This is a genomic window from Blastococcus sp. SYSU D01042, from assembly GCF_054050515.1.
On sequence record NZ_JBJGZM010000003.1, the window covers coordinates 69,059 to 90,703 of the forward strand.

Consider the following 21,645-nt stretch of genomic DNA (forward strand, 5'->3'; position numbering starts at 1 on the left):
GGGGCGGCGATCACGATCCGGACACCGCCCGTCCAGGCGCCCGTCACCGCCTCTCCCGGATCGTGATCGGGAGCTCGTCCGCGCGGTGTGGCAGCCGAGTGCGCGGTCGACGCCGCACCTCCCTGCGATGGGGCGAGGTCGAGGTCAGCCGGCGCGGACGAGGCCCTGCGTGCGAGCCGCCGTCGTGAAGCGGCGGCGGTCGGGGCCGGGCACGGCGAGCAGCGCGCGCAGCCGGCCCTCCACGGCAGCCCACCCGGGCTCGTCGTCGAGGTCCGCGTCGACGATGCGCACCACGCGGATGTCCTCCGAACGCATCCGGTCCTCTCGCCGCTTCTCCTCCCAGAGCACCTGCTCCGGCGAGCGGCCCCGCCACGGATCGGAGTACTTGACGCGGCCGTCGAACTCGACAGCCACGGCGGCCTCCTCGAACCACGCGTCGGCCACACCGAGCAGGCGACCGTCCAGGCGGATCTCGACCTGCAGTTCCGGGACGGGGAAGCCCGCGCCCAGCATGCGCAGCCGGCCGCGTGTCTCCAGCGGTGATTCCGCCCGCCCGTCGGCGAGGCCGGCGGCCCGTGCCGCCCGCGGCGCTCCGGGCCACGACCGCGCTGCGGCCACGGCGGCCGTGAGGTCGGCAGGGGTGACGAGCCCCTTCAGCAGCGCCGCGTCCATCGCGATGACGGTGTCCTCGAGCGGCCACTGGCGTGCGCAGTCGACCAGCGTGCGCGCCGGCGTCGTGAGCCGGAGCGGACCGCGCATCTCCACGTCACCCAGCGCGAGCGGCGCCCTGTTGACGGTGAAACCCTTGCCGCGCCGGTACAGCTCCGGATCGGTCAGCCGCACGGTGTCGGGCAGCAGCGCACGACGGGCGGGCAGGCCCACGAGGCGGAGCGCCGAGGAGTGGCTGACGGCGAGGGCGGGGCGGCCGAGGTCGAGGACCACGGCGGTGCAGTCGACGGCGTGCGCCCGTCCCGCGGCGCGCGCCACCGCCAGCTCGCCGGTCAGGGCGTAGACGCCGCGCCGCACCCGCGTCCACGCGCCGGACGAGCACAGGTGGCGGATCTCGCCGTGCTCGTAGCCCGCACGGCGGGCGTCGAGCGCGGTGAACAGGCCGAACTGGCGGTCGGCCCGGGCGCGCAGGAGTGGATGCACGGCCGGAAGTGTGGCGGCCAGGGTGCGCCTGCGGGGCGGGCCTGTGGACAGCCGTCGGCGCTCAACCGCGCGGGTCCGCCCCAGGTGCGCCGTGCGGTAGCCGACCGCGCCGTCGACCGCGAGCTCGGCTGCCACACCGCGAGGTCGAGGCCGCGCTGCGCAGGCGTCGACGGGAAGCCGTCCACGCCCCGGGAACACGTCGCCGGACCCTGCCGTTATGGTGGGCAGGAAAGTTGAGCGGACCCCGCGCAAGGCGTCACGCCCGACTCCCGTACACGGACCAGCACCACCCCAGCACACGGAAGAGAGGCCATCCCCATGGCTCGAGCGGTCGGTATCGACCTCGGCACCACGAACTCCGTCGTCACCGTCCTGGAGGGCGGTGAGCCCACGGTCATCGCGAACTCCGAGGGTTCGCGCACCACCCCGTCGGTCGTCGCGTTCGCCAAGAACGGCGAGGTCCTCGTCGGCCAGTCGGCCAAGAACCAGGCCGTCACCAACGTCGACCGCACCATCCGGTCGGTCAAGCGCCACATGGGCACGACCTGGACCACCGACGAGATCGACGGCAAGAAGTACACCGCGCAGGAGATCAGCGCCCGCACGCTGCAGAAGCTGAAGCGCGACGCCGAGACCTACCTGGGCGAGCCGGTCACCGACGCCGTCATCACGGTGCCCGCCTACTTCGAGGACGCGCAGCGCCAGGCCACCAAGGAGGCCGGTGAGATCGCGGGCCTCAACGTCCTGCGCATCGTCAACGAGCCCACCGCGGCCGCGCTGGCCTACGGCCTGGACAAGGGCGAGACCGAGCAGACGATCCTCGTCTTCGACCTCGGTGGTGGCACCTTCGACGTCTCCCTGCTCGAGATCGGGGACGGCGTCATCGAGGTGAAGGCCACCGCCGGTGACAACCACCTCGGTGGTGACGACTGGGACCAGAAGGTCATGGACCACCTGGTCAAGACCTTCAACGCGTCCAACGGCATCGACCTGTCCAAGGACAAGCTGGCCATGCAGCGCCTCCGCGAGGCCGCCGAGAAGGCCAAGATCGAGCTGTCCGGCGCGCAGTCGACCAACATCAACCTGCCCTACATCACGGCCGGTGCCGAGGGCCCGCTGCACCTCGACGTCACCATCACCCGCGCCGAGTTCCAGCGCATGACGCAGGACCTGCTCGACCGGTGCCGCGCGCCGTTCAACCAGGCCGTGCGCGACGCGGGCATCTCGGTCGGCCAGATCGACCACGTCGTCCTGGTGGGTGGCTCGACCCGCATGCCCGCCGTCACCGACCTGGTCAAGGAGCTGACCGGCGGCAAGGAGCCCAACAAGGGCGTGAACCCGGACGAGGTCGTGGCCATCGGTGCCGCGCTGCAGGCCGGTGTCCTCCGCGGCGAGGTCAAGGACGTCCTGCTCCTCGACGTCACCCCGCTGTCCCTGGGCATCGAGACCAAGGGCGGGATCATGACCAAGCTCATCGAGCGCAACACCACGATCCCGACCAAGCGCTCCGAGATCTTCACGACGGCCGACGACAACCAGCCCTCGGTGCAGATCCAGGTCTTCCAGGGCGAGCGCGAGATGGCGATGTACAACAAGAAGCTCGGCATGTTCGAGCTGACCGGTCTGCCGCCGGCGCCCCGCGGCGTCCCGCAGATCGAGGTCGCCTTCGACATCGACGCCAACGGCATCGTGCACGTCCACGCGAAGGACCTGGGCACGGGCAAGGAGCAGTCGATGACCATCACCGGCGGCTCGGCCCTCCCCAAGGAGGACATCGAGCGGATGATGAAGGACGCCGAGGCGCACGCCGAGGAGGACAAGAAGCGACGCGAGGAGGCCGAGACCCGCAACCTGGCCGAGTCGCTCCAGTACCAGACCGAGAAGTTCCTGGCCGAGAACGGCGAGAAGATCCCGGCCGACAAGAAGGAGGAGCTCGGCGAGGCGCTGACCGAGCTGCGCAGCGCCCTCGGCGGTTCCGACATCGAGGCGATCAAGACCGCGCAGGAGAAGGTCGCCCGGGTCTCCCAGGAGGTCGGCGGCGCGCTCTACGCCCAGGCCGGCGGCGAGGCCGGCGACGCCGGTGCGCCGGGTGCCGAGGCGGGTGGCGCGACCGGCGCCCCCAGCGGTGACGACGACGTCGTCGACGCCGAGATCGTCGACGACGAGGACACCGACCGCCGATGACCACCGGGGAGGAGCAGCCGCGCGTCGTCATCCGCGACAAGCGGCGCATCGACCCGATCAGTGGTGAGGTGCGGGCGCCGGCCGGCGAGCAGCCGGCCGGCGCCCCGCCGGGCCCGACCGTCTCAGGGGAGCAGATGAGCGAGCACGAGATGCCCGTGGACGACCAGCCGCAGGACCAGGCGCCGCCGGCCGCAGCAGCGGGCGGGGACGACCTCGCCCAGCAGCTGGCCGAGCGGACCGAGGACCTCCAGCGGGTCACCGCCGAGTACGCCAACTACCGGCGCCGGGTCGATCGCGACCGGACGCTGGTCGTCGACCAGGCGGCCGAGCGGTTCGCCACCGGCCTGATCCCGATCGTCGACGACATCGAGCGGGCGCGGGACCACGGCGACCTGACCGGCGCGTTCAAGCTGGTCGCCGACCGCATCCTGGGGCTGCTCGACGGGCTCGGCGTCGAGGCCTTCGGCACGGCCGGCGACGCGTTCGATCCGGCGTTGCACGAGGCGGTCATGCACGACACGTCCGCCGACGTGGCGGTCCCGACCGCGACGACGGTCCTGCGGCAGGGTTTCCGCCGCGGCGACCGGGTGCTGCGGACGGCGATGGTCGCGGTCACCGACCCGGAGAGCCCGGCACCGGCCGGCGACGGCGTGCCGGCCGACCCGGGCGCCGCGGCCACCGACTGACCCACGGAGAGGGGGGCACCCGATGAGCACCCGGGACTTCATCGAGAAGGACTACTACGCCGCACTGGGCGTCTCCCAGAGCGCCGACGCGGCGGAGATCAAGAAGGCCTACCGCAAGCTGGCGCAGGAGCTCCACCCCGACAAGAACCCCGGCAACGCCGAGGCCGAGTCGCGGTTCAAGGACGTCTCCGAGGCCTACGACGTCCTCTCCGACCCGAAGCGGCGCGGCGAGTACGACGAGGCGCGGCGGCTGTTCGGGGCCGGCGGCGCCGGCGCGCGCGCCGGCTTCCCCGGAGGCGGCGGCGGGTTCCCCGGCGGCGGGCAGACCTTCGACTTCGGCGACCTGTTCAACGCGGGCGCCGCCGGCGGGCCCGGTGCCGCCGGCGGTGGCCGCGGCCCCGGGGGGCTCGGCGACCTGCTCGGCGGCCTCTTCGGGGGCGCCGGCGGTGGTGCCCGGGCCCGCAGCCAGGCCGCCTCCGGCCCGGCCCGCGGTCAGGACGTCGAGACCGAGGCGACGCTCTCCTTCGAGGAGGCCGTCCTGGGCGTCACCGTGCCGCTGCGCATGCAGAGCCCGGGCAGCTGCCCGACCTGTGCCGGCAGCGGCGCCAAGCCCGGCACCAGCCCGCACACCTGCCCGGTGTGCCAGGGGGCCGGCGTGACCAGCCGCAGCCAGGGGGCGTTCGCGTTCTCCGAGCCGTGCCGCAACTGCCGCGGCACCGGCTCGGTCGTCGACGACCCTTGCCCGACGTGCTCGGGCAGCGGCATCACCAGCCAGACCCGCACCATCACCGTCCGCATGCCGGCCGGCGTCAAGGACGGCCAGCGCATCCGGCTGGCCGGCAAGGGCGCACCCGGTCGCCGCGGAGGGCCCGCGGGCGACCTGTTCGTCGTCGTCCACGTCGCCGAGCACGCCCTCTTCGGCCGCAAGGACGACGACCTGACGCTCACCGTGCCGGTCTCCTTCGCCGAGGCGGCGCTGGGGACGACGCTGACGGTGCCCACCCTCGACGGGACGGTCTCGCTCAAGGTGCCGGCGGGGACGGCCAGCGGCCGGACCCTGCGCGTGCGCGGCCGCGGCGTCCCCGCCAAGGGGCGCACCGGTGACCTGCTGGTCACGCTCGACGTGGCGGTCCCCGTGCGGCTCAACGCCGCCCAGCGGAAGGTCATCGAGAACCTCGCCGAGGAGATGGACGAGGACCCGCGCCCGCAGATCACCGCGGCGCTGCAGGCGGGAGCCGAGCGATGACCGGCCCGGCCGACCAGGGCGCCGCGCGCCCGGTCGCCGAGGACGCGCCGGTCTTCGTCATCTCCGTGGCCGCCGAGCTGGCCGGCATGCACGCGCAGACGCTGCGCCAGTACGACCGCCTCGGCCTGGTCAGCCCGGGCCGCACGGCCGGCGGCGGCCGGCGCTACTCGCCGCGCGACGTGGCGCTGCTCCGGGAGGTCCAGCGGCTGTCCCAGGAGGACGGCGTGAACCTCGCCGGGATCAAGCGGATCATCGAGCTCGAGTCGCAGGTCGAGGCGCTGCAGGAGCGGGTGCGCGAGCTGCTCGACGAGCTCGGGCGCAGCGAGCACCGCCGCGTGGCCGCCGAGACGGCGCTGGCGACCGGCTACCGCGCCGACCTCGTGCCGCAGGCACGGCCGGGCAACGCCCTGGTCGTCTGGCGCCCGCGGAGCGGCCGGTGACCGAGGTGGACGCGCACGAGGCCTTCGTCTCCCTGGAGCGGGAGATCGGGCTGCTGCTGCGCCGCTCGCGGGCGATCTCCTCGCGGCTGGCCGGCCAGCTGCACCCCGACCTGGACGGCGCCGCCTTCGGCCTGCTGGCGCTGCTCCAGGACGCCGGCCCGCTGCGCGCCAGCGACCTCGTCGCCCGGCTGGGCCTCGACAAGAGCACGGTGAGCCGTCAGGTGGCCAGCCTCGTGGGGCTCGGCCTGGTCGACCGCAGCGCCGACCCGGACGACGGCCGGGCGCAGGTGCTCACGCCGTCGGCCGAGGGGGCCGCCCGGCTGGCCGAGATCCGGGACGCTCGCCGCGAGCGCTGGGAGTCCGACCTCGGCCACTGGCCGGCGCAGGACGTCGCGACGCTGGCCGAGCTGCTGCACCGGCTGAACCGGCTCGGCGACGCGCGCGAGCGCGAGGCGGGGGACGAGGGCCCCGGCTAGGGGTTGCCCTGGCAGTCGGAACGTGACGGCGGTTTCGTTGCAGACCGCAACCAACAGGTTTATGGTTGCAGTCTGCACACGTCTCCGTCGTCAGGAATGCACCTCATGTCCATCAGCGCCGACACGCGGGACCGGCTGACGGCGAGCATCGCCCAGCTGATCCGCACGGGCCGCCACGTCAGCGCGCGCGCCGCCGCGCAGCTCTACGGCGAGCTGCCGTCCTTCGGCTCGCCGCTGCTGCTGCCGCTCGAGCAGGACGGTGACCAGCGGTGCAGCGCGCTGGCCGCTCGGGCCGGCATCGACGTCTCGGTCGCCAGCCGGCAGCTCGCCGCCCTGGAGCGGTCGGGCTACGTCGAGCGCCACCCCGATCCGCGGGACGGCCGGGCGTCCCTGCTCAGGCTGACCGCGCAGGGGGCGGAGGCGCTCGCCGGGACCCGCGCCGTGCGCGCCGACTGGGCGCTCACCGCGCTGTCCGGCTGGGACGAGCAGGACGCCCGCCGGCTCACCGAGCTGCTGGACCGGCTGCGCGCCGACATCGAGGTGGCCGCGCCGATCACCCGCGAGCCGCAGGGTGCCGCCCGGTGACCCGCGCCCGCCCCGCCACCCACGACCGTCCCGCCGCGCAGTCCAGGAGGACCATGACCAGCACCGTCGACCGGCCCGCCGTCGGCACCGCGCCCGGCGACGTCGCCCCCGTCGAGCAGCAGGGGCGCATGTCGCACCAGCAGATCCTGTCGGCGCTGTCCGGGATGATGCTGGCGATGTTCGTGGCGTTCCTGTCGGGGACGATCGTCTCGAACGCCCTGCCCACGATCATCACCGACCTGCGCGGCTCCCAGGGCCAGTACACCTGGATCGTCACGGCCACCCTGCTGTCCTCGACGGCGTCGACCCCGATCTGGGGCAAGCTGGCCGACCTGTTCAGCAAGAAGCTGCTGCTCCAGCTGGCGATCGTGGTGTTCATCGTCGGCTCGATGCTCGCCGGCCTGGCGCAGTCGGTGGAGACGCTGATCGCCTGGCGGGTGCTGCAGGGCCTGGGCCTGGGTGGCCTGCAGGCGCTCGTGCAGATCGCGATGGCGGCGATGATCAGCCCGCGCGAGCGCGGCCGGTACTCCGGCCTGCTCGGCAGCGTCATGGCCGTGGCCACCGTCGGCGGCCCGCTGATCGGCGGGCTGCTCGTGGACACCAGCTGGCTCGGCTGGCGCTGGTGCTTCTACGTCGTCGTCCCGTTCGCGCTGGCCGCGCTGGTGCTGCTGCAGCGCACGCTGCACCTGCCGGTGACCAAGCGCGACGTGCACATCGACTACATGGGCGCGGCCTTCCTGACCGCCGGCGTCTCGGCGCTGCTCATCTGGGTGACCCTCGCCGGGAACAGCTTCGCCTGGGCATCGACCGAGACCGCCTTCTACGTCGGTGGCGGCGTCCTGGCCGTGATCGCGTTCGTCGTGGCCGAGCTGCGCGCGAAGGAGCCGATCGTCCCCCTGCGGCTCTTCCGCGACCGGACGACGACGCTGGCCATCTCCGCGAGCGCGGCGATCGGTGTCGCGATGTTCGGGTCGACGGTCTTCCTGGGCCAGTACCTGCAGATCTCGCGCGGCTACTCGCCGACGGCGGCCGGCCTGCTCACCGTCCCGATGGTGGGCGGGATCCTGATCTCCTCCACCGGGTCGGGGCTGATCATCACCCGGACCGGGCGCTGGAAGCGCTTCCTGGTCGGTGGCTCGCTGCTGGTCGTGGCCGGGTTCGCGCTGCTCTCCACGCTCGACCACGACACGCCCATCGTCGCGATGTGCGGCTTCCTGTTCGTCCTGGGCATCGGCATCGGGGCGACCATGCAGAACCTGGTGCTCGCGGTGCAGAACACGGTCGCCGCGAAGGACCTGGGCGCGGCGAGCTCGGCGGTGGCCTTCTTCCGCAGCCTGGGCGGCACCGTGGGCGTCTCCGTGCTGGGCGCCGTGCTGTCCAGCCGGGTGGGCAGCATCATCGCCGACGGGCTCAGCGGCATCCCGGGCGCGGCCGAGGCGGCCAGCTCCGGCGACGTCGGCCTGGCCGACCTGGCGGACGCGCCGCCGGCGATCCAGACGCTCATCCGCGCCTCCTACGGCGACGCGACCGGCCGGATCTTCCTGATCTCCGCGGTCGTCGCGGTGGTCGCCGTCGCGGCCATCCTGCTCATCCGCGAGATCGCGCTGGGCACCGAGAGCGGCGAGGAGCGGCTCCAGCGGGAGACCGCGGGCTCCGGGCGCTGACCCCCGCACGACGACGGCCCGCTCCCCCCGGGGGGAGCGGGCCGTCGTCGTCGGTCCGGACTCAGCTCTCCAACGAGGCGTCCAGGCTGATCTCGGTGCCGGCGAGGGCCTTGCTCACCGGGCAGCCCACCTTGGCGGCCTGCGCGGCGGTCTGGAAGGCGTCGGCGTCCAGGCCCTCGACCTCGCCGCGGACGGTGAGCGCGATGCCGGTGATGGCCGAGGCGCCGTCCTTCTGGCCGAGGGTGACCTCCGCGGTGACCTCGAGGGCCGTCGGCGTCCCGCCCGCCTTGCCGATCTCGTTGGACAGCGCCATCGCGAAGCAGGACGAGTGGGCCGCCGCGATCAGCTCCTCGGGGCTGGTCGTGCCACCGGCCTCGTCGGCGGCGCGCTTCGGGAACGAGACCTCGTAGGTGCCGATCTTCGAGCTCGAGAGCTCGACCTGGCCGGAGCCCTCCTGCAGGGTGCCGTTCCAGGCGGTGCGTGCGGTGCGAGTGGGCATGTCACTTCTTCCGTGCCGGGCGCCGCCCGCTCCTGGACGGCGCGTCGACGCGGCCCATACCCGCGGTCGTGCCTGGTCAACGCCCGTCAGCAGACGGCTTCGCCGCCGTTCACCCGCTGGGTCAGGAGCTCGAGCCGGCCCTTGAGCTCGGAGAACTCGCCCGAGTCGAAGCCGATGGCGCCGATCATCTCCCCGGAGATGGCGGTGGCCTTCGCCCGCAGGGCGCGTCCGGCGTCGGTGAGCGCGATGGCGACCGAGCGCTCGTCCTCGACGCGGCGGTGGCGGGTGACCAGCCCGGCCGCGGTCAGCCGCTTGAGCAGCGGCGAGAGCGTGCCGCTGTCCAGGGCCAGCCGGGAGCCCAGCTGCCCGACGGTCTGGTGGTCCTCTTCCCAGAGCAGCATCATGACCAGGTACTGCGGATAGGTCAGCCCGATGGCCTCGAGCATGGGCCGGTAGCGCGCGGTCACCGCGCGGGAAGCGGCGTACAGCGCGAAGCAGAGCTGGTCGTCGAGCGCAACGCTCGGCGACGGCAGGGCGGTCATGGGACGAGTCTAGGGCGCCCGGCCGAGGAAGCGAGCGGTCTGCGCCGATACGACCCGACCGGGTCCGCTCCGGGGTGGACGACCGGGGTTGAGCGGAACAGACTCAACTCCTGGCTCGTTGCACCCACCGAGGCACGAGCCCCCGTCCGGGCGGCCCGTGCACGAACGGACGAGCGACGACACGAGAGGACGCGCGCCGCGACCATGGAGAGCAAGCTGACCACCCGATCGCAGGAGGCCATCGCCGCCGCGCAGCGGCTGGCGGTCGCCCGCGGGCAGGCCGCCCTGGAGCCGCTGCACCTGCTGGCAGCGCTGCTCGAGCAGGACGACGGCATCGCCGGCCCGCTGCTGAAGGCCGTCGGGGCCGACGCCGCCGACGTCCGCGCCAAGGCCGAGGCCGCCGTGCGCCGGCTGCCCAGCGTCACCGGGGCCACCGTGCCCGCGCCGTCGCCCAGCCGGGAGTTCCTGCGGGTCATGAACGACGCCGGTGAGCAGGCGGGGGCCCTGGGTGACGAGTACATCTCCACCGAGCACCTGCTGGTCGGCCTGGCCGGCTCGGGCGGCGAGGCGGGCGGGGTGCTGACCGGCGCCGGGGCGACCCGCGACGCGCTGCTCGCCGCCTTCCGCACCGTCCGCGGCACCCGCAAGGTCACCACCGCGGACCCCGAGGGCACCTTCCAGGCGCTGGAGAAGTACGCCGTCGACCTCACCGAGCGCGCCCGCGAGGGCAAGATCGACCCGGTCATCGGCCGGGACACCGAGATCCGCCGGGTGGTGCAGGTGCTGTCCCGGCGGACCAAGAACAACCCGGTGCTCATCGGCGAGCCCGGCGTCGGCAAGACCGCGATCGTCGAGGGGCTCGCCCAGCGCATCGTCGCCGGCGACGTCCCGGAGAGCCTCAAGGGCAAGCGGCTCATGGCGCTGGACCTGGGCGCGATGGTCGCCGGCGCGAAGTACCGCGGCGAGTTCGAGGAGCGGCTCAAGGCCGTCCTCCAGGAGATCACCGACGCCGAGGGGCAGGTCGTCACGTTCATCGACGAGCTGCACACCATCGTCGGGGCCGGCGCGACCGGTGACTCGGCCATGGACGCCGGCAACATGATCAAGCCGATGCTCGCCCGCGGCGAGCTGCGCATGGTCGGCGCCACCACCCTGGACGAGTACCGCGAGCACATCGAGAAGGACCCCGCGCTCGAGCGGCGCTTCCAGCAGGTGCTGGTGGGGGAGCCCAGCGTCGAGGACACCATCGGCATCCTGCGCGGGCTCAAGGAGCGCTACGAGGTCCACCACGGTGTCCGCATCACCGACACCGCGATCGTCGCCGCGGCCACCTTGTCGGACCGGTACGTCACGGCCCGGTTCCTCCCCGACAAGGCGATCGACCTGGTCGACGAGGCCGCCAGCCGCCTGCGGATGGAGATCGACAGCCGCCCGGTCGAGGTCGACGAGGTCGAGCGGGCCGTGCGCCGGCTGGAGATCGAGGAGATGGCGCTGTCCAAGGAGGACGACCCGTCGTCGGTCGAGCGGCTGGCGGCCCTCCAGGCAGACCTCGCCGACAAGCGCCAGGAGCTCGCGGAGCTGACCGCCCGCTGGCAGCAGGACAAGAGCGCGATCGGCCGCATCCAGGCCATCAAGGAGGAGCTGGAGCGGCTGCGGCTGGAGGCCGAGCGCGCCGAGCGCGACGGCGAGCTGGCCCGCGTCGCGGAGCTGCGCTACGGCCGGCTGCCGCAGCTGGAGAAGTCCCTCGCCGAGGCCGAGACCTCGGTCGAGACCGGCGACTCCATGCTCAAGGAGGAGGTCGGCCCCGACGACATCGCCGAGGTCGTCCAGGCCTGGACCGGCATCCCGGCCGGCCGCCTGCTCGAGGGCGAGACGCAGAAGCTCCTGCGCATGGAGGACGAGCTCGGCCGCCGGGTCGTCGGGCAGCCCGACGCCGTGCGCGCCGTCTCCGACGCCGTCCGTCGGGCGCGCTCCGGTGTCGCCGACCCCGACCGGCCCACCGGCTCGTTCGTGTTCCTCGGGCCCACCGGCGTCGGCAAGACCGAACTGGCCAAGGCGCTGGCGGAGTTCCTCTTCGACGACGAGCGGGCGATGGTCCGCGTCGACATGAGCGAGTACTCGGAGAAGCACTCGGTGGCGCGGCTGGTCGGGGCGCCCCCCGGCTACGTCGGCTACGAGGCCGGCGGCCAGCTCACCGAGGCGGTGCGGCGGCGTCCGTACACCGTCGTGCTGCTCGACGAGGTGGAGAAGGCCCACCCCGACGTCTTCGACGTGCTGCTGCAGGTGCTCGACGACGGCCGGCTCACCGACGGCCAGGGCCGGACGGTCGACTTCCGCAACACGATCCTGATCCTGACCTCGAACCTGGGGTCGCAGATCATCGCCGACCAGTCGGTGCCCGAGGAGCGCCGCCGGGCCGCGGTGATGGACGTGGTCCGCACGCACTTCAAGCCGGAGTTCCTCAACCGGCTCGACGACGTCGTCCTGTTCCGGGCCCTGGGCAGCGACGAGCTGACCGGGATCGTCGACATCCAGGTCGGCGTCCTGGCGCGGCGGCTGGCGGCGCGGCGGCTCACGCTGCGGGTCACCGACGCCGCCAAGGAGTGGCTGGCGCTCAACGGGTTCGACCCGGTCTACGGCGCCCGGCCGCTGCGCCGGCTGGTGCAGTCGGCCATCGGCGACCAGCTGGCCCGGGCGCTGCTGTCCGGCGAGATCCGCGACGGCGACGAGGTCGTCGTCGACTGGCCGGCCGACGTCGCCGACGGCGACGCCGGGCTGAAGGTCACGCGCGGCTGAGCGCGGGGCCCGTCGGATCCCCCCGGTGGTCCGGCGGGCCCGGCCTCGGCCATGATCGGGGCACACCGAGGCCGGGAGGCAGCACGATGACGTCCGACCAGGGGGGCCGGTACGGCGATCCCGCGGGCCGGCCCGAGGACGGCGCCGACGCGCCGCAGCAGGGCTGGGACGCGCCGCCTCCGCAGGGCTGGAACGCGCCGCCTCCGCAGGGCTGGGGCCCGCCCCCGCAGGGGTGGGAGGCCCCGGGGCAGCAGTGGGCCGGCTACGGCGCGCAGTACGTGCCGCCGCCCCCGCCCGGGTCGGCCGAGCAGCCGCTGACGGTGCGGGCGGGCATCGGCGCGTTCGTCGTGAACTTCGTGCTCGGCCTGGTCGTCTCGCTGGTCTCCTTCGCCGACATCGACGAGCTCGTGCGCGAGGCGGTGGCCAGCACCCGGGACCCCGAGATCACCGAGGAGGTGCTGCGGACCGCGATCCTCGTCGGCGCCGTCATCGGCCTGGTGCTGGTCGTCCTGCACGCGCTGTTCATCTGGTGGGCGTGGCGAGGCCGGCACTGGGCCCGCGTGACGCTGTGGGTGCTCGGCGGCCTCAACGTGCTGGCCGGGCTCACCACGCTGGGCGCCGACACCGCCGGCACCGACTTCCTGACCGCGCTCAGCGCCTTCCAGCTGCTCGCGCTGGTCGCGGGCATCGTGCTGCTGGCGCTGCAGCCCAGCAACCAGTGGTACCGGTACATGGGCTGGGCGCGCACCTACGGCCAGCAGCGCTGATCAGGCTGCCGGGGTCGCCCCCGGCAGCCACTCGCGCGTGCTGCGGGCCATCAGGCTCGTCACCCCCGCGATCGAGAGCACGAGCAGCAGCAGCGAGATCACGCTGAGCCCGCCGGTGGCCAGCACGCTGGTGACCGTGAGCAGGCCGAGCAGCGCGGTGGCGGCCAGCCCGGCCCAGCGCGCCCAGGTGCGGCGGCGGGGGAGGAACACCGCGGCCACCGCCTGCACCAGGCCCAGCAGCGCGTAGGGCACCAGCGACAGGACGACGAAGCGCTGCGCCTCGGCGCGGGTGACGTCGTCGAAGTCCTCGACGATCCGGTCGACGGCGGTGCCGAAGCCGAAGCCGAGCAGGGCGGCGTTCGACAGCAGCAGCACCGCCAGGACCGCCAGGACGACGACGGCGACGCGCACCGAGGAGGGCATGACCGGCGTCGCCGCGGGGTCACCGGCGGGAGGGGGCTTCGGCACGGGGCCCACGATCCCAGACCCGCTGCCCGCGGCGCCGCACGTCGCCCTCCGTGCGGCGGGCGATGATCGCCCCATGCATCCCGATGGGCCCGGCGCGCGAAGACAGGGCGTGACGACGTCCCCGCGCCGCCCGGAGAGCGCGACCGCGCCGGGCCGGGGGCGCCGGGTCCTCGCGGCCACGGCCGGGCTGCTCGCCGCTGCCGTGGCCCTCGGCGTCGCCGAGCTGGTCGCGGGCTCCGTCGGGGCGTCCTCGCCGGTCCTCGCCGTCGGCGACGCGGTCATCGCGCTGGCCCCCCGGCCGGTCACGGCCTTCGGCATCCGGACCTTCGGCGAGGACGACAAGACCGCGCTGGTCGTCGGCACCCTGGTGGTCGTCGCCCTGTACGCGCTGCTCGTCGGCCTGCTGGGGCTGCGGGACCGCCGGCTCGGCCTCCTCGGCGTGGTGCTCCTCGGGGCGGTCGGCGTGCTGGCCGCGCTGACCCGTCCCGCCGCCGAGGCGCTCGACGCGCTGCCGACGCTGCTCGGCACGGCCGCCGGCGCCGTCGCGCTGCCGGCGCTGCTCGCCCCCTTGACGGCGGCCGCGCCGGCTCCGGCGCGCGAGCCGGGAGCCACCGAGCACGCCCCGGTCGTCGACCGGCTGCGCGCGGCGCTGGGCTCCGGCGACCGGACCGGCCTGGACCGCCGCCGGTTCCTCCTGACCGGCGCGGCCGCCGTCGGGGTGGCCGCCGTGACCGGGGGCGCCGGCCGGGTGCTGCAGCGCGACACCGAGGTCACGGCGGTCCGGGCCGGCATCCGGCTCCCGGTGCCGGCGTCCCCCGCCCCGCCGCTGCCCCCGGGCGCCGACCTCGCCGCGGAGATCGAGGACCTGACGCCGCTGGTGACGCGGAACGGCGACTTCTACCGGATCGACACCGCGCTCGTCGCGCCGCGGATCCGGCCCGCGGACTTCCGGCTGGAGCTGTCGGGGATGTTCGACTCGCCGCGCACCTACACGCTCGAGGACCTGTTCGGGCGCGACGACCTCATCGAGCGGGACATCACGCTGACCTGCGTCTCGAACGAGGTGGGCGGGGCCCTGGCCGGCAGCGCCCGGTGGCTCGGCGTCCCGCTGGCGCCGTTCCTGCAGGAGAACGGTCTCCGGTCCGGCAGCGACCAGCTGCTGTGCCGGTCGGAGGACGGCATGACCATCGGCGCGCCCACCCGCAGCGCGCTCGAGGTCGAGGACGCGATGCTCGCCTTCGGCATGAACGGCGAGCCGCTGCCGGTGGTGCACGGCTTCCCGCTGCGGATGATCATCCCGGGGCTCTACGGCTACGTGTCGGCGTGCAAGTGGCTGACCCGCATCGAGGCCACGACGTTCGACGCCGTCGACGCCTTCTGGATCGAGCGCGAGTGGGCGGTCGACGGGCCCATCCGGATCGCCTCGCGCATCGACACCCCGGCGCTGCTGGCCGAGTTCCCGGCCGGGCGCCGGGCCGTCGCCGGTGTCGCCTGGGCGCAGACGCGGGGGATCGCCGCGGTCGAGGTCCGGGTGGACGACGGCGACTGGGTGCAGGCGCGGCTGTCCCCGCCGGTGGACGCCGACGTCTGGCGCCAGTGGGTGCTGCCCGTCGACTTCGCGCCCGGTCGGCACACCGTCACCGTGCGCGCGACGGGTGCCGACGGCGAGGTGCAGACCGACGCGCGCGCCACCCCGTTCCCGGCGGGCTCCACCGGCTGGCACTCGATCGAGGTCACGGCGCGCTGAGCCCTTAGGGTCGGTTCCATGACGGCCCCCGTTGCCCTGCCCGACCGCGACCGCCTGCTCGAGCTCATCGTCGACCTCGCGGTGGTGCACGGGAAGGTGACGCTCTCCTCGGGGCGCGAGGCCGACTGGTACATCGACATGCGCCGCCTGACCCTCCACCACGAGGGCGCGCCGCTGGTCGGCCGCGTGATGCGGCAGCTGACCGGCGACCTGCGCTACGACGTCGTCGGCGGGCTGACCCTGGGCGCGGACCCCGTGGCGACGGCGATGCTGCACGCCGCCGCGGCCGGCGAGGGCTTCCTCGACGCCTGCGTCGTCCGCAAGGAGGGCAAGGCGCACGGCCTGCAGCGGCGGATCGAGGGGCCCGACGTCGCCGGACGCGCGGTCCTGGTCGTCGAGGACGTCTCGACCACCGGCGGCAGCCCGCTCACCGCCGCCCAGGCCCTGCAGGAGGCCGGCGCCGAGGTGATCGCCGTCGCGGTGATCGTCGACCGCGGCGCCCGTGCGGCGGTCGAGGCGGCCGGCTTCGAGTACCGCGCGGCCTTCGACCTCGCCGACCTCGGCCTCGCCTGACGCCCGCTGGGATCAGGTGACCTGATCCGCGTCGCTACGGTGTGACGGTGACCACCGCGTGGCTGGCCGACCTGCAGGACGCGCTCGGTGCGGACGCGGTCCTCACCGACCCCGACGTCACCGCCGGGTACGCCCGGGACCAGGCGATGATGGCGCCCGCGGGCACGCCGGCCGCCGTCGTCCTGCCGCGGAGCACCGAGGACGTCGTCGCGGTCATGCGGGTGGCGAGCCGGCACGGCGTCCCGGTCGTGCCGCGCGGCGCGGGCTCCGGGCTGGCCGGGGCGAGCAACGCCGTCGACGGCGCGATCACGCTGGTGATGACCCGGATGGACGCCGTCCTCGAGGTCTCGCCCGCCGACCGGCTCGCCGTCGTGCAGCCGGGCGTGGTGAACAAGGCGCTGCGCGACGCCGTCGCCGGGGCCGGGCTGTTCTACCCGCCGGACCCCTCCAGCTACGACTGGTGCACGATCGGTGGCAACCTCTCGACCGGCTCCGGCGGCCTGTGCTGCGTGAAGTACGGCGTCACGACCGACTACGTCATGGGCCTGGAGGTCGTGCTCGCCGACGGTCGGGTGCTGCGCACGGGGCGGCGCACGGTCAAGGGCGTCGCCGGCTACGACCTGCCGCGGCTGTTCGTCGGCTCCGAGGGGACGCTCGGCGTCATCACCGAGGCGACGCTGGCGCTCCGCCCGGCCCCGCAGCGGCCGGTCACCCTCGCCGCCTCCTTCGCGACGACGGCGCAGACCGGCCAGGTGGTCGAGCGCGTCGTCACCAGCGGCCTGGTGCCCAGCCTGCTCGAGGTCATGGACAACACCTGCATCTGCGCGGTCGACGACCTGCTCAGGGCCGACCTGGACCGCGGCGCGCACGCCCTGCTGGTGGCGCAGTCGGACGCCGGGGGCGCCGTCGCGGCCGCCGAGATCGAGGCGCTCGCGCAGCTGTGCCGCGAGGCCGGCGCGGAGCTCGTGCACACCACCGACGACCCGGCCGAGGGCGACCTGCTGCTGCAGGCCCGCCGGATGGCGCTGCCGGCGCTCGCGCAGCTGGGCAGCACGATGATCGACGACGTCGCCGTCCCCCGGTCGCACATCGCCGCCTTCCTCGACCGCTGCGACGCCATCGCCCGGGACCGCGGGCTCACCATCGGCGTCGTCGGGCACGCCGGCGACGGCAACATGCACCCGACCATCTGCTTCGACGCGGCGGACGCCGACCAGCGGGAGCGCGCCTACGCCGCCTTCGACGACATCTGCGAGCTGGGGCTCTCCCTCGGCGGCACGATCACCGGCGAGCACGGCGTGGGCTCGATCAAGGTCGACTGGCTCGAGCGGGAGATCGGGCCGGTCGCCCTCGACGTGCACCGCGCGATCAAGGACGCGCTCGACCCGCAGGGCCTGCTCAACCCGGGCAAGGTCTTCCGCCGCGCGAGCGTCCGCGACCTCACCGCCGTCAGCGAGCTGACCGCGACCTGAGGGCCCTCAGGTCGGGTGGTCCAGGGACTGCCGGAGCACCTCGATCCACATCGCCTGGTCCGGCACCAGCTCCTGCGCGGCCTCGTCCAGCGCGAGCCAGCGGAGCGCGAAGCGGTGCTCCACGACGTCGCCGCCGGAGCGTTCGGCCCACTCCCAGCGCTCGCGGTCCGGTGCGTGCGGGAGCGCCAGGTGGACGGCGTGCTGCACCCGTTCCTCCAGGCCGGCGGGCACCAGACCCGGCCGGACGCGTGCCCACGACTCCCCGAGCTTCCGGACGACGACGGCGGACCGCAGCCCCGACTCCTCCTCGAGCTCGCGCAGGGCAGCCAGCTGGGCCGACTCCGCGGCGTGGATGCCGCCCGCGGGCACCTGCGTGCCGGCGTCGACGTCGACGTGGTCGAACACGAGCAGCCGGCCCCGCGGATCGGTGAGGAAGGCGGCCGCGCGCTGGTAGCAGTCCGGGTGCCAGTCGGCTCCAGCTCCACCGTCGGCCACCCGGCGACCCTAGGGGCGTCCGCGGAGGGCGCGCACGCCGTGGCGCGGCGGGTGCTGCGGGTCGTCGGTCCCGGGTGACACCCTGTCGCGGTGAGCACCGATCGGCTGGTCGTCATCGGCGGGGACGCCGCAGGGATGTCGGCCGCCGCGCAGGCACGGCGGCTGCGGCCGGGGTCGGACCTGGAGATCACCGTCCTGGAGCAGGGCCCGGACATCTCCTACTCCGCGTGCGGCATCCCGTACTGGATCGGCGGCCAGGTCCCCGACCGCGACGCCCTGCTCGCCCGCACCCCCGCCCAGTTCGAGGCCGACGGCATCACCGTGCACACGCACGTGCGCGCCGAGGAGATCGACCTCGACGCCGGCAAGGTGCGCGGCTCGGACGGCCGGCAGTACGGCTACGACCACCTGGTGGTGGCCACCGGAGGCCGCCCCGCGCGCCCGTCCGTGCCCGGCCTCGACGCCGACGGCGTCTTCGGGGTGCACCGGCTCGCCGACGGCGCCGACATCCGGGCCGCGATCGCCGCGGGTGCGCAGCGCGCGGTCGTCCTCGGCGGCGGCTACATCGGCCTGGAGATGGCCGAGGTGCTGCTGACCCGCGGGCTGTCGGTGACCGTCGTCCTCGCCGACCCCTTCCCGATGGGCCAGCTCGACGCCGACATGGGTGAGCGGATCTGTGCGGCCATGGGCGACATGGGCATCGACGTGCAGAACGACCAGCCGGTGCGCGAGATCGAGGTCGACGCCGACGGCGTGGCGCGGGCGGTCCGCACCGACGAGGGCAGCTACCCGGCCGACCTCGTCGTCCTCGGGCTCGGCATGGGCCCGGAGGTGGAGCTGGCGCGCGCGGCGGGCCTGCAGATCGGCGTCACCGGCGCCATCGACGTCGCGCACACCCAGCGCAGCCGCTCGCACCCGGAGGTCTTCGCCGCCGGCGACTGCGCGCAGACCTTCCACCGGCTGACCGGCGAGGCGATCCACGTCGCGCTGGGCACGCACGCGAACAAGCAGGGCCGCGTCGCCGGATCGGTCATCGGCGGGCGCGCGGCCCGCTTCGCCGGCGTCCTGGGGACGGCCGCGACCAAGGTGGGCGACCTCGAGATCGCGCGCACCGGCCTGTGCACGACCCAGGCCGAGGAGGCCGGGTTCGACTGCCGCACCGAGACCATCGAGGCGACGACGAGGGCCGGCTACTACCCCGGCGCCGAGCCCATCGCCGTCAAGATCATCACCGAGCGCGGCTCCGGCCTGCTGCTCGGCGCCCAGGTCGTCGGCGGCCCGGGCAGCGCCAAGCGCATCGACGTCCTGGCGACCGCCATCTGGGCCGGCATGACCGCCGAGGAGCTCGCCGGCTCCGACCTCTCGTACGCGCCGCCGGTCTCGCCCACCTACGACCCCGTGATCGTCGCCGCGCGGGTGGCCAGCCGGATCGAGACGGGCTGACCGGTGGGCGGCCCGACGCAGACCGAGGTCCACGACGCCGACTGGTATGGCGAGGACCTCTCCGGCCGCGAGCACACGGGGGTCCGGTTCACCGGCGTGGACCTCACCGAGGCCACCGGCACCGGCGCCGTCTTCACCGGGTGCACGTTCGTCGACTGCCGGCTCACCGCCACCCGCTTCACCGACTCGGCCTTCGTCGGGTGCACCTTCACCGGCTGCTCGTTCTCCCAGGCGGAGCTCACGCGGTGCAAGTTCGTCGGCAGCCGCTTCCAGCGGTGCTCGTTCGACCTGCTGTCCGTCGACGGCGGCGACTGGTCGTTCACCGTGCTGGCCGGCGCCGACCTCTCCCGCACGACCGTCACGGGGGCGCGCCTGCGCGAGGCCGACCTCACCGGGGTGCGCGCCGCGGGCGCCGCGCTGCGCAGCCTGGACCTCTCCGCCGCCGAGCTGGCCGGCGTCGACCTCCGCGAGGCGGACCTCCGCGGCAGCGACCTCAGCGCGCTGGACCCGCGCGACGCCGAGCTCGCCGGCGCGCGCATCGACGTCACCCAGGCGGTCGTCCTCGTCACCACCCTGGGGCTGGTCGTCGCCCCCGACGCCCCGGAGTAGCGGGGGCGACGCGATACTGGGCGCCAGCCAGCCCGGACGCCGCACGGAGGAGTGCCCCGCATGCCCATCGCGACCCCCGAGGTCTACGCCGACATGATCAGTCGGGCCAAGGAGGGCGGCTTCGCCTACCCGGCGATCAACTGCACCTCCTCGGAGACCATCAACGCGGCCCTGCGCGGCTTCGCCGACGCCGGCAGCGACGGCATCATCCAGTTCTCCACCGGGGGCGCGGAGTTCGGCTCGGGCACCAAGGTCAAGGACATGGTCACCGGCGCGGTGGCGCTGGCCGAGTTCGCGCACGTCGTCGCCGAGAAGTACCCGGTCAACGTCGCCCTGCACACCGACCACTGCCCCAAGGACAAGCTCGACGGCTACGTCCGCCCGCTCATCGCGCTGTCGCAGGACCGCGTGGACGCCGGCCAGGAGCCGCTGTTCCAGTCGCACATGTGGGACGGCTCGGCCATCGAGCTGGGCGAGAACCTCGACATCGCCGAGGAGCTGATGGAGAAGTCCGCCGCGGCCAAGCTGGTGCTGGAGCTGGAGATCGGCATCGTCGGCGGCGAGGAGGACGGCGTCGTCGCCGAGATCAACGAGAAGCTCTACACCGCCGACGGCGACTTCCTGCGCACCGCCCAGAAGCTGGGCCTCGGCGAGCGCGGCGTGTACCTGCTGGCCGCCACCTTCGGCAACGTGCACGGCGTCTACAAGCCGGGCAACGTCAAGCTGCGGCCGGAGATCCTCAAGCAGGGCCAGGACGTCGTCGCCGCGGAGTTCGGCCTGGGCGAGGGCGCGAAGCCGTTCAACCTGGTCTTCCACGGGGGCTCGGGCTCCGCGGAGTCGGAGATCCGCGAGGCCATCTCCTACGGCGTCGTGAAGATGAACGTCGACACCGACACCCAGTACGCCTTCACCCGCCCGGTCGCCGCGCACATGTTCAGCAAGTACGACGGCGTCCTCAAGATCGACGGCGAGGTCGGCGACAAGAAGGCCTACGACCCGCGCAGCTACCTCAAGGCCGCCGAAGCGGGCATGGCCGCCCGCGTCGTCGAGGCGTGCAAGCACCTGCTGTCCGCCGGCCAGTCGCAGGGCGCCTGAGATGACCCACTCGCACAACCTGCTGGGCGAGCCGCCGGCCACGCTGCTGCCGGCGAACCCGGAGGCCGACGGCGAGCTGGCCGCCGGCACCCCGGCCGCCGAGGTCGCCGCCCACCACCCCACCGTCAGCGCCGCCTGGGCGGCGCTGGCCGAGGCGGCGCTGAACCGGACCGAGCGGCAGCTCACCGACACCATCGAGGCCTACGCCTACGCCCGCACCGGCTACCACCGCGGGCTGGACGCGCTGCGCCGCAACGGCTGGAAGGGCTTCGGCCCGGTGCCGTGGTCGCACGAGCCCAACCGCGGCTTCCTGCGCTGCGTCACGGTGCTCGCCGCGGCCGCCGAGGCGATCGGGGAGCACGACGAGCAGGAGCGCTGCACCCAGCTGCTGCGCGACTGCGACCCGAGCCTGGCGCCGTAACGCAGAGTCACAGTAACCGGGGCTGAGGCGGGGCTCCGACCAGCACATTCGGCGACGACGTTTCGTTGTTGATCGTGATGGACATCACCGTCCGTGCCCGGCGCCGTGTCCCGGCGCCCGTTCGGACGGAGACATCGCATGGAACTCCTGCTGTGGATCCTCGCTGTCGTCCTGGTCGTGGCGGGCATCCTCGCCATCGTCCGCAGGCAGATGCTGTGGGGCATCGTCCTCATCGTGGTCGGGCTGCTGGTCGGCCCGGGCGGGGTGAGCGTCTTCACCTGACCG

General features: G+C 74.1%; 22 protein-coding genes. 17 read left to right on the forward strand and 5 right to left on the reverse strand.

Annotated features, from left to right (window positions below):
- Positions 1–144: 144 nt before the first annotated feature.
- Positions 145–1,152 carry a type IV toxin-antitoxin system AbiEi family antitoxin domain-containing protein gene (locus tag ACI79H_RS06915; RefSeq protein WP_456553643.1) on the reverse strand — a complete coding sequence of 336 codons (1,008 nt, stop codon included), beginning with the start codon at positions 1,150–1,152 and terminating at the stop codon, positions 145–147.
- 318 nt (positions 1,153–1,470) lie between these two features.
- Here ACI79H_RS06915 and dnaK point away from each other — a divergent pair, with 318 nt between their 5' ends.
- The 7 genes from dnaK (at position 1,471) to ACI79H_RS06950 (ending at position 8,433) form a co-directional block, all read left to right on the forward strand.
- A complete protein-coding gene (gene dnaK, locus ACI79H_RS06920) occupies positions 1,471–3,336 on the forward strand; it encodes a molecular chaperone DnaK (RefSeq protein WP_456553644.1) in 1,866 nt (621 codons plus the stop codon).
- Positions 3,333–4,022, forward strand: a complete 690-nt coding sequence (gene grpE / locus ACI79H_RS06925) for a nucleotide exchange factor GrpE (protein ID WP_456553645.1) — start codon at positions 3,333–3,335, stop codon at positions 4,020–4,022. Before dnaK ends, grpE begins: the two co-directional genes overlap by 4 nt.
- A 22-nt stretch (positions 4,023–4,044) precedes the next feature.
- On the forward strand, positions 4,045–5,268 hold the full coding sequence (dnaJ, locus tag ACI79H_RS06930) for a molecular chaperone DnaJ (protein ID WP_456553646.1): 1,224 nt from the start codon (positions 4,045–4,047) through the stop codon (positions 5,266–5,268).
- Positions 5,265–5,708: a heat shock protein transcriptional repressor HspR gene (locus ACI79H_RS06935; RefSeq protein ID WP_456553647.1), complete on the forward strand. Its 444-nt coding sequence runs from the start codon at positions 5,265–5,267 to the stop codon at positions 5,706–5,708. Before dnaJ ends, ACI79H_RS06935 begins: the two co-directional genes overlap by 4 nt.
- Complete coding sequence (locus ACI79H_RS06940) at positions 5,705–6,184, forward strand: MarR family winged helix-turn-helix transcriptional regulator (RefSeq protein ID WP_456553648.1); 480 nt, start codon at positions 5,705–5,707, stop codon at positions 6,182–6,184. Before ACI79H_RS06935 ends, ACI79H_RS06940 begins: the two co-directional genes overlap by 4 nt.
- 105 nt (positions 6,185–6,289) lie before the next feature.
- Positions 6,290–6,769 (forward strand): MarR family winged helix-turn-helix transcriptional regulator, encoded by a 480-nt coding sequence (locus ACI79H_RS06945; protein ID WP_456553649.1) that lies wholly within the window; start codon positions 6,290–6,292, stop codon positions 6,767–6,769.
- A gap of 53 nt (positions 6,770–6,822) precedes the next feature.
- Positions 6,823–8,433 (forward strand): MFS transporter, encoded by a 1,611-nt coding sequence (locus ACI79H_RS06950; protein ID WP_456553650.1) that lies wholly within the window; start codon positions 6,823–6,825, stop codon positions 8,431–8,433.
- Between the two features lie 61 nt (positions 8,434–8,494).
- Here ACI79H_RS06950 and ACI79H_RS06955 read toward each other — a convergent pair whose 3' ends face one another.
- Positions 8,495–8,932: an OsmC family peroxiredoxin gene (locus ACI79H_RS06955; RefSeq protein WP_456553651.1), complete on the reverse strand. Its 438-nt coding sequence runs from the start codon at positions 8,930–8,932 to the stop codon at positions 8,495–8,497.
- Between the two features lie 86 nt (positions 8,933–9,018).
- On the reverse strand, positions 9,019–9,474 hold the full coding sequence (locus ACI79H_RS06960; protein WP_456553652.1) for a MarR family winged helix-turn-helix transcriptional regulator: 456 nt from the start codon (positions 9,472–9,474) through the stop codon (positions 9,019–9,021).
- 204 nt (positions 9,475–9,678) lie between these two features.
- On the opposite strand from ACI79H_RS06960, the gene clpB reads away from it, so the two are divergent.
- Both clpB and ACI79H_RS06970 read left to right on the forward strand, forming a co-directional pair.
- Entirely contained in the window at positions 9,679–12,270 is a 2,592-nt protein-coding gene (gene clpB, locus ACI79H_RS06965; protein WP_456553653.1) for an ATP-dependent chaperone ClpB, read from the forward strand.
- 86 nt (positions 12,271–12,356) lie between these two features.
- Entirely contained in the window at positions 12,357–13,037 is a 681-nt protein-coding gene (locus ACI79H_RS06970) for a hypothetical protein (protein ID WP_456553654.1), read from the forward strand.
- Here ACI79H_RS06970 and ACI79H_RS06975 read toward each other — a convergent pair whose 3' ends face one another.
- The gene (locus tag ACI79H_RS06975) at positions 13,038–13,505 is read right to left on the reverse strand and encodes a hypothetical protein (RefSeq protein WP_456553655.1); all 468 of its coding nucleotides are present in this window, start codon (positions 13,503–13,505) and stop codon (positions 13,038–13,040) included.
- 109 nt (positions 13,506–13,614) lie between these two features.
- On the opposite strand from ACI79H_RS06975, the gene ACI79H_RS06980 reads away from it, so the two are divergent.
- The 3 genes from ACI79H_RS06980 to ACI79H_RS06990 are packed head-to-tail and all read left to right on the forward strand — an operon-like array spanning position 13,615 to position 17,297.
- A complete protein-coding gene (locus ACI79H_RS06980) occupies positions 13,615–15,252 on the forward strand; it encodes a molybdopterin-dependent oxidoreductase (RefSeq protein ID WP_456553656.1) in 1,638 nt (545 codons plus the stop codon).
- Between the two features lie 18 nt (positions 15,253–15,270).
- Positions 15,271–15,825 carry an orotate phosphoribosyltransferase gene (gene pyrE, locus ACI79H_RS06985; RefSeq protein WP_456553657.1) on the forward strand — a complete coding sequence of 185 codons (555 nt, stop codon included), beginning with the start codon at positions 15,271–15,273 and terminating at the stop codon, positions 15,823–15,825.
- A 47-nt stretch (positions 15,826–15,872) separates the two neighbouring features.
- Positions 15,873–17,297, forward strand: a complete 1,425-nt coding sequence (locus tag ACI79H_RS06990) for an FAD-binding oxidoreductase (protein WP_456553658.1) — start codon at positions 15,873–15,875, stop codon at positions 17,295–17,297.
- Positions 17,298–17,303: 6 nt separating this feature from the next.
- Here the strand turns inward: ACI79H_RS06990 and ACI79H_RS06995 are convergent, their stop codons facing one another.
- Positions 17,304–17,792, reverse strand: a complete 489-nt coding sequence (locus tag ACI79H_RS06995) for an NUDIX domain-containing protein (protein ID WP_456553659.1) — start codon at positions 17,790–17,792, stop codon at positions 17,304–17,306.
- A 90-nt stretch (positions 17,793–17,882) separates the two neighbouring features.
- On the opposite strand from ACI79H_RS06995, the gene ACI79H_RS07000 reads away from it, so the two are divergent.
- The 5 genes from ACI79H_RS07000 (at position 17,883) to ACI79H_RS07020 (ending at position 21,642) form a co-directional block, all read left to right on the forward strand.
- On the forward strand, positions 17,883–19,235 hold the full coding sequence (locus ACI79H_RS07000; protein ID WP_456553660.1) for an FAD-dependent oxidoreductase: 1,353 nt from the start codon (positions 17,883–17,885) through the stop codon (positions 19,233–19,235).
- Positions 19,236–19,238: 3 nt separating this feature from the next.
- Positions 19,239–19,844 (forward strand): pentapeptide repeat-containing protein, encoded by a 606-nt coding sequence (locus ACI79H_RS07005; RefSeq protein ID WP_456553661.1) that lies wholly within the window; start codon positions 19,239–19,241, stop codon positions 19,842–19,844.
- Between the two features lie 60 nt (positions 19,845–19,904).
- Positions 19,905–20,939 carry a class II fructose-bisphosphate aldolase gene (gene fbaA, locus ACI79H_RS07010; RefSeq protein ID WP_456553662.1) on the forward strand — a complete coding sequence of 345 codons (1,035 nt, stop codon included), beginning with the start codon at positions 19,905–19,907 and terminating at the stop codon, positions 20,937–20,939.
- 1 nt (position 20,940) lies between these two features.
- Entirely contained in the window at positions 20,941–21,360 is a 420-nt protein-coding gene (locus tag ACI79H_RS07015; RefSeq protein WP_456553663.1) for a DUF3151 domain-containing protein, read from the forward strand.
- Between the two features lie 138 nt (positions 21,361–21,498).
- Positions 21,499–21,642, forward strand: coding sequence for a GPGG-motif small membrane protein (locus ACI79H_RS07020; RefSeq protein ID WP_456553664.1), 144 nt, complete (start codon positions 21,499–21,501; stop codon positions 21,640–21,642).
- Positions 21,643–21,645 lie beyond the last annotated feature (3 nt).

Bases quoted from the DNA above. Each gene is read 5' to 3' on its own strand.
- dnaK (WP_456553644.1), top strand. From the start codon at position 1,471: ATGGCTCGAGCGGTCGGTATCGACCTCGGCACCACGAACTCCGTCGTC.
- grpE (WP_456553645.1), top strand. From the start codon at position 3,333: ATGACCACCGGGGAGGAGCAGCCGCGCGTCGTCATCCGCGACAAGCGG.
- dnaJ (WP_456553646.1), top strand. From the start codon at position 4,045: ATGAGCACCCGGGACTTCATCGAGAAGGACTACTACGCCGCACTGGGC.
- ACI79H_RS06935 (WP_456553647.1), top strand. From the start codon at position 5,265: ATGACCGGCCCGGCCGACCAGGGCGCCGCGCGCCCGGTCGCCGAGGAC.
- ACI79H_RS06945 (WP_456553649.1), top strand. From the start codon at position 6,290: ATGTCCATCAGCGCCGACACGCGGGACCGGCTGACGGCGAGCATCGCC.
- ACI79H_RS06950 (WP_456553650.1), top strand. From the start codon at position 6,823: ATGACCAGCACCGTCGACCGGCCCGCCGTCGGCACCGCGCCCGGCGAC.
- ACI79H_RS06955 (WP_456553651.1), bottom strand. From the start codon at position 8,932: ATGCCCACTCGCACCGCACGCACCGCCTGGAACGGCACCCTGCAGGAG.
- ACI79H_RS06960 (WP_456553652.1), bottom strand. From the start codon at position 9,474: ATGACCGCCCTGCCGTCGCCGAGCGTTGCGCTCGACGACCAGCTCTGC.
- clpB (WP_456553653.1), top strand. From the start codon at position 9,679: ATGGAGAGCAAGCTGACCACCCGATCGCAGGAGGCCATCGCCGCCGCG.
- ACI79H_RS06970 (WP_456553654.1), top strand. From the start codon at position 12,357: ATGACGTCCGACCAGGGGGGCCGGTACGGCGATCCCGCGGGCCGGCCC.
- pyrE (WP_456553657.1), top strand. From the start codon at position 15,271: ATGACGGCCCCCGTTGCCCTGCCCGACCGCGACCGCCTGCTCGAGCTC.
- fbaA (WP_456553662.1), top strand. From the start codon at position 19,905: ATGCCCATCGCGACCCCCGAGGTCTACGCCGACATGATCAGTCGGGCC.
- ACI79H_RS07015 (WP_456553663.1), top strand. From the start codon at position 20,941: ATGACCCACTCGCACAACCTGCTGGGCGAGCCGCCGGCCACGCTGCTG.
- ACI79H_RS07020 (WP_456553664.1), top strand. From the start codon at position 21,499: ATGGAACTCCTGCTGTGGATCCTCGCTGTCGTCCTGGTCGTGGCGGGC.